The organism is Streptomyces sp. NPDC054770, from assembly GCF_053611985.1.
Genome location: NZ_JBSHBL010000099.1, coordinates 24,561 through 35,247 on the forward strand (window position 1 = coordinate 24,561; position 10,687 = coordinate 35,247).

General features: G+C 67.5%; 7 protein-coding genes and 1 pseudogene. 5 read left to right on the forward strand and 3 right to left on the reverse strand.

What is annotated here, in order from left to right:
* Positions 1–16: 16 nt before the first annotated feature.
* Entirely contained in the window at positions 17–379 is a 363-nt protein-coding gene (locus tag ACWGKQ_RS45790) for a hypothetical protein (protein WP_453298017.1), read from the reverse strand.
* A gap of 357 nt (positions 380–736) precedes the next feature.
* Between ACWGKQ_RS45790 and ACWGKQ_RS45795 the strand changes: the two genes are divergently transcribed.
* The 5 genes from ACWGKQ_RS45795 to ACWGKQ_RS45815 all read left to right on the forward strand — a co-directional run bounded on the left by ACWGKQ_RS45795 (position 737) and on the right by ACWGKQ_RS45815 (position 6,992).
* Positions 737–1,780 carry a phytanoyl-CoA dioxygenase family protein gene (locus tag ACWGKQ_RS45795; protein WP_453298018.1) on the forward strand — a complete coding sequence of 348 codons (1,044 nt, stop codon included), beginning with the start codon at positions 737–739 and terminating at the stop codon, positions 1,778–1,780.
* Positions 1,777–3,096: a DUF6271 family protein gene (locus ACWGKQ_RS45800; protein ID WP_453298019.1), complete on the forward strand. Its 1,320-nt coding sequence runs from the start codon at positions 1,777–1,779 to the stop codon at positions 3,094–3,096. The genes ACWGKQ_RS45795 and ACWGKQ_RS45800 overlap by 4 nt, the downstream gene beginning before the upstream one ends.
* Positions 3,097–3,110: 14 nt before the next feature.
* A complete protein-coding gene (locus ACWGKQ_RS45805; RefSeq protein WP_453298022.1) occupies positions 3,111–4,304 on the forward strand; it encodes a type III PLP-dependent enzyme in 1,194 nt (397 codons plus the stop codon).
* Between the two features lie 6 nt (positions 4,305–4,310).
* Positions 4,311–4,847 (forward strand): GNAT family N-acetyltransferase, encoded by a 537-nt coding sequence (locus ACWGKQ_RS45810; protein WP_453298020.1) that lies wholly within the window; start codon positions 4,311–4,313, stop codon positions 4,845–4,847.
* 873 nt (positions 4,848–5,720) lie between these two features.
* On the forward strand, positions 5,721–6,992 hold the full coding sequence (locus ACWGKQ_RS45815; RefSeq protein WP_453298021.1) for an MFS transporter: 1,272 nt from the start codon (positions 5,721–5,723) through the stop codon (positions 6,990–6,992).
* Between the two features lie 321 nt (positions 6,993–7,313).
* On the opposite strand, the gene ACWGKQ_RS45820 is transcribed toward ACWGKQ_RS45815, so the two are convergent.
* Entirely contained in the window at positions 7,314–8,711 is a 1,398-nt protein-coding gene (locus ACWGKQ_RS45820; protein ID WP_453298023.1) for a chitosanase, read from the reverse strand.
* A gap of 546 nt (positions 8,712–9,257) precedes the next feature.
* Positions 9,258–10,037: pseudogene (locus tag ACWGKQ_RS45825) on the reverse strand (right-handed parallel beta-helix repeat-containing protein); the annotation flags it as partial.
* Between the last annotated feature and the right edge of the window lie 650 nt (positions 10,038–10,687).

Below are 10,687 nucleotides of genomic sequence, written 5' to 3' on the forward strand. Positions count from 1 at the left end.
GACGTCGGCCGGAGTCTCAAGCGCCGTCTCTCGCGGCGTGGGCGGAGGGCGCGGAGGGGGAGAGCGGCCGGCGCAGCGCGGCCACGGACTTGCAGCGGGAGCCGCGGTACACCGAGCGCGTCCGTTCCACTAGATGTGCGCCGTACATCGTGGCCGGCGCCGTGTACAGCGAGGAGCAGCGGGCCGGTGACCACCGCAGCCCGGGGAAGCGCCGTGCGGACAGGCGCGTCGTCTCGATCGCCACGGGACTGTCGCCGACGGGCTGGAGCCGGCCTTCCCCCACGAGTTCCTGGCGGGCTTGCCGCAGGGGGGTGCGCGACGTCCTGAACCGGACAGCGAACAGACGTTCCGGCTCGACGCTTTCTGCGTTGATGGTCATCCTGCCTTCCCAGCTGTCGCCATCCGACCCATCGTAGATCCCAACTCTCTTTGGTATAGGCCAAATTGAGCCAAGGCGGCGGGCGGCGGGTGCGTTCGTGAGTTCTCGCTCCACATCACCGCGGTGCTGAACGACAAGTCCCCGGGGGATGCCGCCAAGCAGGTCGAGGATGAGATCAACAAGCACCCGGCCCAGTAACCGCACGGGCTCGCTCGGCGGTCGGATTGCGGCAGCCGGGCGGCAACTGGGCGGCATTCGGGCGGTAGTTGAGGGGTTGGTCAACGGGTAGTCGTTGACACCGTCAACTGGTCTAGTCCAACTTGTAGGTGTTTGATTCGAACATCCCGGAGCGATTTCATGCGCCAGCCTTCCCCCTACCTTCACCGAGCGGCCTCGGACCGCCCCTATTTCAGTGCGGACGGCGACACGTACCTTGCGCCGACACCACTGCGCGATATCGAGAAGTCCCGCCCCTTACGCGTGCTGTCGGAGCAGGACTTCGCCTTCTGGCAGACATACGGGTATGTCGTCGTACGGGAGGCCATCGCCCCCGGCGAGGCCAAGAGCCTGCTCCAATTCGCCTGGGAGTTCCAGGGACTCGACCCGGACCGTCCCGAGAGCTGGTACGCGGAGCCCGAGTTCCGCTCCGACCTCGACCGACACCTTTTCATCTACGGATTCGTCGAGGCCTACCACCACCAGCTCATCTGGAACAGCCGCCAGACACAGCGTGTCTACGACGCCTTCGCCGACGTGTGGGACTGCGAGGAGCTGTGGGTCACTCTGGACCGGCTCAACCTCAACCCGCCGAACATCCGTACCCGCTCCCGATCCCTGATCGAGCCCACCGACGAGGGCTTCGACATCGAGCTGCACTGGGACATCGACACCAGCCTCGCCGTACTGCCGCAGCGGGTCCAGGGCATCATCGCGCTCACCGACACCCAGCCCGAACACGGCGGCTTCCAGTGTGCCCCGAAACTGTTCCAGCACTTCGAGCAGTGGCGGCTCGCCCAGCCGGCCGGCCGCGACCCGATCAGGCCCGCGATCGACCGCTCCGAGTTCCCCGTGACACATCCCGAACTCCAGGCCGGTGACCTGCTGATCTTCAACGGGTCGCTGGCGCACGGCGTGGCGCCCAACCACTCCGACAACGGTGTCCGAGCGGTTCAGTACCTGTCGATGATGCCCGCCCTGGAAGAACACACGGACCTGCGGACCTCCCGCGTCCACTCCTGGCGCACCCTGTCCACCCCCGAGTGGAACGCCACCCTGCTCGGCGACGTGCGTCGGCCGGAGGCTCTCCGCTACGGGCCCGCCGAACTCGACGCGTTGGGCAGGAAGTTGCTCGGACTGGACTCCTGGGCCGACGCGCAGCCCGGACAGCAGGCCGCGGAGTGACAGGGCGCCGGATCTGTCTGTGCCTGCCCACCAATCGGGCGTGCACCGCCACCATCACCGCGGTCCACGAGGAAGCGGTCTACGCCGCCCGCCACGCGGGTGCCGATGTCCACCTTCTGATTCTCGACTCCGCCGATGCTCCGACCCGGGCCGAGCACGCCCGCGCCGTCGCCGCGCTGGCCCCGGCTCCGAACACGACCACGCACCACCTCGACGAGGAAGCGCAGCGCGGCCTGCTGCGCCGCATGATCGGTCGGGCCGCACTGCCGGAGCCGGACCGGATGCTCGAACTCATCCTCCCGACCGGCGTCTCCTACGGTTCCTGTACCAACCGCGCCTTTCTGCTGGCTGCCGCGCTCGACTGCCACTCGGTGCACCGCAGGGACTCCGACAGCACGTACCAACTCCTGGGATCCGAGAAGGTCTTCCCCATCCGCCACGAGTTGCCATGGCTCGGCCGGCCCGCCGTCGAGGCGTCGCCCGCAGTGACCCGGACCGACCTCGACCCGGTTCACCGCGACCGCCCGGTCTCGATGGCCGGGGCCTCCTTCATCGGCGAACTCTCCGTCGACATCGGTGAGATACGACGCCTGGACGAGGACCTCTACCACGAAGTGGTCGGCCTGTGGGCGCCCGTCGACTGGTCACCGGAACGCAAACGGCAACTGGTCGCGGAATCCTTCACCGGAGCAGGCACGGCCCCCTTCACCGGCGACCACTCGACGCTGACCGTCGTCGACCCGATGCGGGTGGACATGTGCAACATCAGCTTCCACCGCGACGTGTACGAGCGGATCCCGCTGCCGCCGGCCACCGACACCATAGGCAGTGACTACTTCCTCATCCACCTGGTCCACGACGCCGCGTTGCCGGGCATCCTGCACAACCGGCACATCGAGAACTTCTACACCCCCGAACGACGGACCGACGCCGGGTTCCTGGCCTACCAGGCCCGGTTCGTGAAGTTCCTGCTGTCGATGCTCTACTTCAACCACGTCTACGACCGGATGGCGGCCCAGGGCGCTCGGCTCCTGGACGCCCAACAGCGCCTGCAATCTGCCCCGGTCATCGAGTTCCTGCGCGAGAGCACCCGGTTGGACCGGTCCGAGAACATGTGGCGGCTGGACCAAGTGGAGACCGCCTACCGCAAACTCGGCGGCCGCTACGCGGTGTTCGCCGGGCAACTGGCCCAGCGGCGCACGCGGTTGCTGGACGAGGCCCGCCAGGACATCGAGAACTTCGCCTGTCTCGTCGAGGCCTGGCCCGCGCTGGTCGACGCGGCCCGGCACACCGCACTCGAACACACCGGCGGGTGAGCGTGGAGATCAGCATGCGGCTCGCCACAGCACTGACCGCCGCGTCAACGGACCGTGTCGTCTACGACCTGGACGGAATCGAAGCCCAATACGACAACCTGCTGCGTGAACTGCCCGGCGTCCGGGTCCGTTTCGCCCTGAAGGCCTGCCCCCTCGACGACGTGCTGCAGAGCCTCGCGAACCGGGGCTCGGGCTTCGACGCAGCGAGCCCCGCCGAGATCGCCCAGGCGCTGCGGACCGGCGTCCCCGCCGACCGGATCCACTACGGCAACACCGTCAAGTCCGACGCCGACATAGCCGAGGCCCACCGGCTCGGCATCCGTACCTTCGCCACCGACAGTGTCGAAGACGTCGTGGCGATCGCCGCCAACGCCCCGGGTGCGCGGGTGTTCTGCCGCCTTGCCACCAGCGGAGAGGGAGCCCTGTGGGGCCTCAGCCGGAAGTTCGGGTGCTCGCCGCACGACGCCGTCCGGGTGCTGACCACCGCGCGCGCGGCCGGTCTGACCCCGGCGGGACTGTCCGTGCACGTCGGCTCGCAGCAGATGACCGCCGAGGCCTGGCGGCAGGCCCTGGACTCTCTCGCCGAGGTGCTGGCGGCAACGGCACGACTCGGAATCGCGCCGGACCACATCAACCTCGGCGGCGGCCTGCCCGCGCTCGGCTGCCTCGACCGCCAGGGCCACCGCCTCGAACCGCCGCTGGACAAGATCTTCGCCGTGATCCGCGAGGGCATGGAGCGTCTGAGAGACCTCGCTCCCGCCCCGCTCGGCTTCGTCATAGAACCGGGGCGGCACCTGGTGGCCGACCACGGCGCGATCCGCGCCCACGTGTACCGGCTGACCCGGCGGCGGCAGCCGGACGGGAAACACACACCATGGCTGTACCTGAGCTGCGGCAGGTTCAACGGCCTCTACGAGATGGACCAGTTGACCCATCGGCTCGTCTTCCCCACCCACACCGGCCCGGACTACGTGTCCGCGATCGTCGCCGGTCCCACCTGCGACAGCGACGACGCCTACGGCGGCGGCCGGCACCCGGTCCGCGTCCCCGGAGCCGTCGCGTCCGGTGACCCGGTCTGGATCCTGTCCGCCGGTGCCTACGCCATCAGTTACATGACACAGGGGTTCAACGGCATTCGCCCGCTGCCGTGCGTATGCACGCGTGCCGGCGGCGACGGCCCGGCGACACCCCCGGAAGGACGGCACTGAGTGGCCATGCCGATACGAGGCATCGGCGAGGCGGACTGGCCGCAGGTGGCGGTCCTGGAGGCCGAGGCGTACGCGGGGACCTCGCTGATCGAGGGTGCGGCCGTACTGCGCTCCCGCGCCCTGGCCTCGGCAGACACCTGCTTCGTCCTCCATCTGGACGGCCGGATCGCGGGCTACATACTCGCGCTGCCCTACCCGAAGTTCCGCTTCCCCGACCTGACCCGGCCGGAACAGGCCGTCCACCACTCGCCCAACCTCCATCTGCACGACCTCGTCATCAGCGAGGCAGCGAGACACAGAGGGCTCGGCACGCAGCTGGTGAGCCACCTGACGGACACAGCCCGCGAACGGGGATTCGAAAGCATCTCGTTGATCGCCGTGGGCGGCAAGGAAACGTTCTGGCGGGCGAACGGCTATCGCGCTCACCCTGAGACCCGCGTACCGCGGAGCTACGGCAGCGACGCCGTATACATGTCGACCCAGGTGGCCGCACATCCATCGCCCGAGGGCTCTTGGGCGCCGGGGAACCGGGCTTGCTGCTGATGGCCGAGTAAATCCGACCAGGGCGATGCAGAAACTGCTGCCCGTGCCGTGCTCGGTGGCCGTGCGTGCTCCCGAGCGAAGTCAGGAAACGGCCCGATAGAGATCGCGCGTATGTACACCCTGGCCAAGGACTCCGCCGTCAAAGCCTGCACCCAGGCCACCAACCAGCTCAAAGCGGTTTTGGTCACCGTGTACTGCAGGCTACGAGGTTCACGTTGTGCACGCTGGCTGAGCGAATCGAGCTGATCGCCGCGGTGGGGGTCGGACCGCAGAGCGCCGCTGTTCTGTCGGTCGCTCGGGCAGTCGATGCCACCGTCGTCTCAACCGTGGCGGAAACCGGCAGGCAAATGCTGCGTACAGGTCGAGAATCCCGTGGAGATCCCCGAGGGCCAGCTGGGCAAGGCGGCCGAAGCGCGCCTCGGCGAGCTGGGAAGGCGCGGGTGGAACCTGGACAAGGCCGGCATGTACGACCACTCCTTCGGCGGCTTCACCGTCTCACTCTCCACCTGCCCCAACGCCGGTGCTTGGAGCACGACTTCGCCGACCTGTGGACGGCAACCGGTCCACGGCCCGAGAGACCCTGGAGACCCCGCCCGGACGTCCCCCGGCGACTCACGCTGCCTCGGAGTGGAGAAGTCTCCGGAAACCGGCCGAAAGGGATCACCGGAGTGCCAGACGTTTCCAGCGAGGAGGCCACGCAGGGCGGTCATGGGGTTGAGGCCGTGCTTGCGGGCTGTGAAGATGGCCGCGACGCCGGCAACGGATCCCGGATGGCCGGCCCAATATCCTGCGCGAAGTACGGACTGGAGGTTCCGGTCGGCGGCGGAGGCACAACGCTAGTGATCACCGCGGCCACCAGGGGGAGCCCGCAGCATGACCGGCACCACGGAGGCCCTTGGCGGGTCGGCCGCAGTCGACGATGCAGCACGAAGCGTCACGCGCCCGTTCTACGTGTACGCCGTGCTCGCCAACTCGCTGTTCCAGCGTGGTGTATTCGTCCTCTTCCTGCAGCAGCGAGGCTTCTCCGCCGGGCAAGTGGCCCTCCTTCAGACACTGCTCTACCTGGTCAGCGGACTTGCGGAGTTGCCGACGGGAGTCATCGCCGACCGAATCGGCAGGCGTGCCAGCATCGTGATCGGCCAGGTGCTGATAGCTGGATGCCTGCTCGGTCAGGTGACGTCCTCCAGCTACTGGGTGTTCCTGACGCTGTTCATCGGGCAGGGCGTGGGCATGGCATGTGTATCCGGTTCGGACACCGCCCTGCTGTACGACCTGCTCGTGCGTCGTGGTGCAACGGCCGGCTACGTCAAGATCAAGTCCCGGTTCACCATGCTCGGGACGGTCACCTCGGGAGCCGCCATCGTCCTCGGCGGCCAACTGCAGCAGCTTTCCTGGGGAATCGTCTACGTCGGTTCGGCGACGTGCCTCGTCCTGGCCGCGGTGGTGCTGATGTCACGGGTGCCCGAGATCCGCGGCGCGGACGCGGTGGACGAGCAGGACGGAGCCGAGGAGGAGCACGGCGACGCCACAGCGTGGCGGGCGGTGCTCCGGGTCGCCACGCCGGCGCTCGTGACGCTTGTCGTGGTGTCCGGATTGATGCATGCGACTTTGACGCCGTACATCATTTTTACGCAGAAGACCCTCTCCGATCAGGGAGCGGGCACCGCATTGGTCAGCGTGGTCATATCGGCGGGATTCTTCACTGGCGGACTCACTCCGCTGCTGTCGGACCGCGCGGACCGGCGCATCGGGTATCGGGTCATCGTCCCGGTGTCCCTCCTGACACTCGCCGTGGCGCTCGGCCTGAGCGGCCTCGGCCTTGTCTGGGCCACCATCGCCGCGTTCCTGGTCCTGGTCGGAATTCCCGAGATTACCGCCGTGATCGTGGACAACGTGTTCAACGAGGCAGTGCCGTCGCGCCACCGGGCGAGCCTGCTGTCGATGATCGCATTCGTGGAGTCGGCGCTCATCGGCATCGGCTATCTCGTCCTCGGCGCGCTCATGGACGGGTTGGGCTCCAGTGAGGGCATGGCCACCTACGCCGCGGTCCCCCTGCTGGCATGTCTCCTGTGGCTCCCGGTGCTCCTCCGAGGGGCACGGGTGACCACCGAGATCGAGAAACCCGCCGACCAAAAGGCATCCTGAGACAGACCATCCCGAGCAACCCCCTGCCCGATGGCAGGGCGCTCGCAGGCCACCGGCTACCGCTACCTGCACCAGGCCATCGACGTCCTCGCCGCTCAAGCCCCATCCCCGGCCCGTTCGTCACCGTCCATTCGCTCACCACGCTGTCCGGCGCGGGTCGTACGGTGATCCGCGCGCCTCCGCAGCCCAAAACCGCTGTCCGCCTCCTCCGTGATCGTGGAGGAAGCGGACAGCAGGCTGATTACGGCAAGCCTCTGACGCGTTGTTCAATCGCAGAGACGGTGTATCTCGTGGCGTGGCGAAGAGCCGTGACCCCTCCGCTCAGTTGTCGATCTCGTAGCTGTCGCCGTAGGTCTCCCACTGCAGGGGCGGGTCGAGGTCGAGGTTGCCGGCTTGGAGGAAGACGCGCTGTTCGGTGTCGACGCGGCTGGTGTCGTCGTGGGCCGCCTCGGTGAGCATCGCGGCCTTGCGGGCGTCGAGGAAGGCGTTGAGATAGGTGGTCTCGTTGCCGCCCTGGGCCGGGGTCCTGGCCCTCTTCATGGCGGTGGCGCGGATGCCGCCGAAGCTGACGGGGTCGTCGCCGGGGCCGTGCATGACGATGGCGTCGTAGTAGATGAACTGCCCGAGGGTACCCAGGCCGTCGGACTTGGCCTGGTCGACCGACGGGTTGAAATACACCCGGTCGCGCTCGTCGTTCTGCGCGGTCTGGAAGACCGTGTCCTTCGCGGCGGTCTTCCAGTCGTTGACGAAAGCGGTTCCCAGACCCGTGTGGGAATCGGTGCCGTTCACGCTCTGCAGCGCGGGGAGGTACTTGGCCAGGACGTTGCCCGGCTCGAGGTCGTTGTAGTGCTGCACCAGTTCCAGCATGTCGCCGGTGCCGGAGCAGAAGCCGATGATGCCCGCGGTGTAGCCGCGGCCGTCGCCGATGTCCTCGATGTACTTGTACTGTGCCTTCCAGTCCAGCGACGAGTTCTCCGCGCTGGAGACGAGCTCCATCGCGATTTCCTTCTTGTGCGGGTCGGCGAGCCCCACGCCCGAGTCCGGCGGCGTGGTGGGAGGCGTCGTCGGCGGATCGGTCGGGGTGGTGCCGCCGCCCGTACCGGTGAAGTTCCACTGTGCCGCGGCGCCCGAGCAACTTCCGGCAGTCAGTGCGCTGCTGCTGGCCCGGAAGCATTTCTTACCGGTCTGTATGTCAGAGATGGTGAGATCGGGATTGACCGACCACTGCTGCTGTGGACCGCCGTCGCAGGCGGCCAGCTTGATCGACGAACCGGACAGCGTGGCGCACAGGTTGTTGCTGATCAGGAACGCGCCACGGAAGGTGAAGGTCTGAGCGGCGGCGCCGGAGCAGGTGGCGACGCCGAGCTTGGTGCCGCTGCCGGAGCTGTTGCCGGGGTTCTCCAGGCACTTGCTGACCGACACGTTCTTGTACTGTCCGACGGTGCTGTGCGCCTGGGCTCCGCCGTAGCAGGCACCGGTGCCGGTGTTGAAGATCGGAGTCTGGTCGTACGGCTCGCCGGAGGGCGGGTTGACGACCACCGGCTCAAGAGTCGGGGTGTTGTCGGCGTTGTAGCGGGTGAGGGCGTCCTCGCAGTCGATGGCGTCGAACGCGTTGCCACCCTTGCCGCCCAGCCAGAGGTCGTAGTGGTTCAGCTTCGGGCCGCCGTTGGGGCCCTGGCCGCTCCAGTCGGCACTGCACTCCTCGCAGGAGTCCTCCATGATGAAGTACTTGCCGACCCGCGGCACCCAGATCTTGGTGCCCGCCGGTATCGCCGCAGTGGAGGAGGCGAAGGTGATCGGGTCGGCGTAGGTGCCCGTGCCGCCCGCCTCGTCGTGCAGCTTGGGATAGGCGATGTCCCCGCCGGGCGGGGTGTTGTCCCACCAGCCGTAGAAAGTGAGGAAGGCTTGGCGAGTATCGCCGGCGCTGGTGCCACCTGCACCGCCACCGATGGTGCCGCCGCTGGTGACGGGGATGTTGGTCAGGCCCCTGCCGCCTGTCGACTTGTTCGTCGAGTCCACGACGTTCCTGGCCGCGCAGCTGCCGTTGTCCGTGACGTTGATGGCGTAGCCGGGCGCGGAACCCAGCGTGAAGGTGTTGTTGGTGAAGGTGTTGCCGCAGCCATACGGGTCGTAGACGTTGTGCACCTGGAAGCCGTCGGTGAAGGGGTTCGACACCGTGTTGTCGGCCACCAGGTACTTGTCACCCTTGACGTCGATCGTTGAGTCGCCGGAGTTCCGGTTCTTCTCACCGGTGCCGTTGAGGATGTTGCCCTTGACGACGCCGTCGTGGGTGCCTTCCTTGATGTCGATGCCCTCGGCGGCCACGTTGGGGCCGATCGTGTTGTTCAGCACCTGGACGTAGTCGGAGGCGTCGACGCCGGTCGGCCCGCCGAACTGGTCCCAGTTGCTGTTCGCCGAGCCGATGTACACGCCCTCCCCGTAGTCGGGCACGGAGGTGCCGGTGTCGTGGATCGAGGAGTTCTGGATCAGGCCGTGGTCGCTGCCGGAGCGGAAGTGCACGCCCTCGTAGCCGATGTTGCGGACCGTCACCCCGTCGATGGTGACGTGGGGAGAGGCGTCCATGACAATGCCCTTGCTGCTGTTCGCGACGGTGATGCCCTTGATCTTCCAGTACGGGGCGTGGTCGAGCCACAGGCCGTAGTTCTTGCCCCCGTTGGAGGACAGAACAGCGCCCGTCGCACCCGTCAGGGTGATCGGCGAGGAGGCGGAACCGGCCTTGCTGCTCTGGAACTGGCCCGCGTAGGTGCCGTTGGCGACATTGATCGTGTCGCCGGGTGCCGCGTTGGCCAGTGCCGCGGTGAGCTGGGCGGACGTCGAGACATTGACCGTACGGGTCGCGGCCGAGGCGGTGTTGAGCCCGGTGGCCGTGAGCGCCGCTACGGTGGACAGCGCCGCGACCGCGATGACCGCCGGAACGCTGCGGCGGCGGTTGCGGTGTGGGGGACGGTCGGAGAATGGTATGCCGAACACGAGGATTGCCTCCCGTAGGTCGGTGCATGTGTGGGGGGCTTCTGCCGAAGGCATCGCCGGTGGAAGGGCTCAATGGTTAGGAAACTTTCCTAACTGTGAACTGCGGTACAGCGTCCTTGCCCGGATGTCGGGAGTCAAGATGTCAGGTGTTGATCCTTGTGTGAGGAGGGCGAGTTGGGCCGTGCGCGACGGCTCACCCTGCGAGCGGCTCACCGGTCGGCCGACTCCGGACCGAACGGGCCGCTGCCCTTGCCGGTAGCCTCATCCTCCGTTGCCAGAGGGTGTTTGGTCTGGACGAATTGCCCTTTATCTTCTAGTGCTCCAGCTGTAGATCGTGATCTTCATGCCGGGGATGCGGCATTTTGGCGGTAAACAGCGACGTCGACCGTGGGCACCGGCCATTGCAGTGCGTGGAGCCTTCCGATTCCAGCGACTCATCCTCCGCCAGGAAATCTTGCCGGTCCGAGACGGCGGCGACGTGCTCGCTGTCGGCAAGTCGCTCCGCAGTAGCGGGCCGGGCGGCCAGTGGGCCGGGCGTCGAGCCGGGCCCCGCACTGCTCGCACCGTGGCGCCGCGCGAAGCGTGCCGGGCACGTCACGAAACACCCGTCCTTCCGTGACGGATCCGGGACTCCGCAGGCTCTCCAGCGTCAGCCGCACCATGCGGGTGCCGCCGTTCCGGTCTCGGTGGGCGCCCCGTATCGT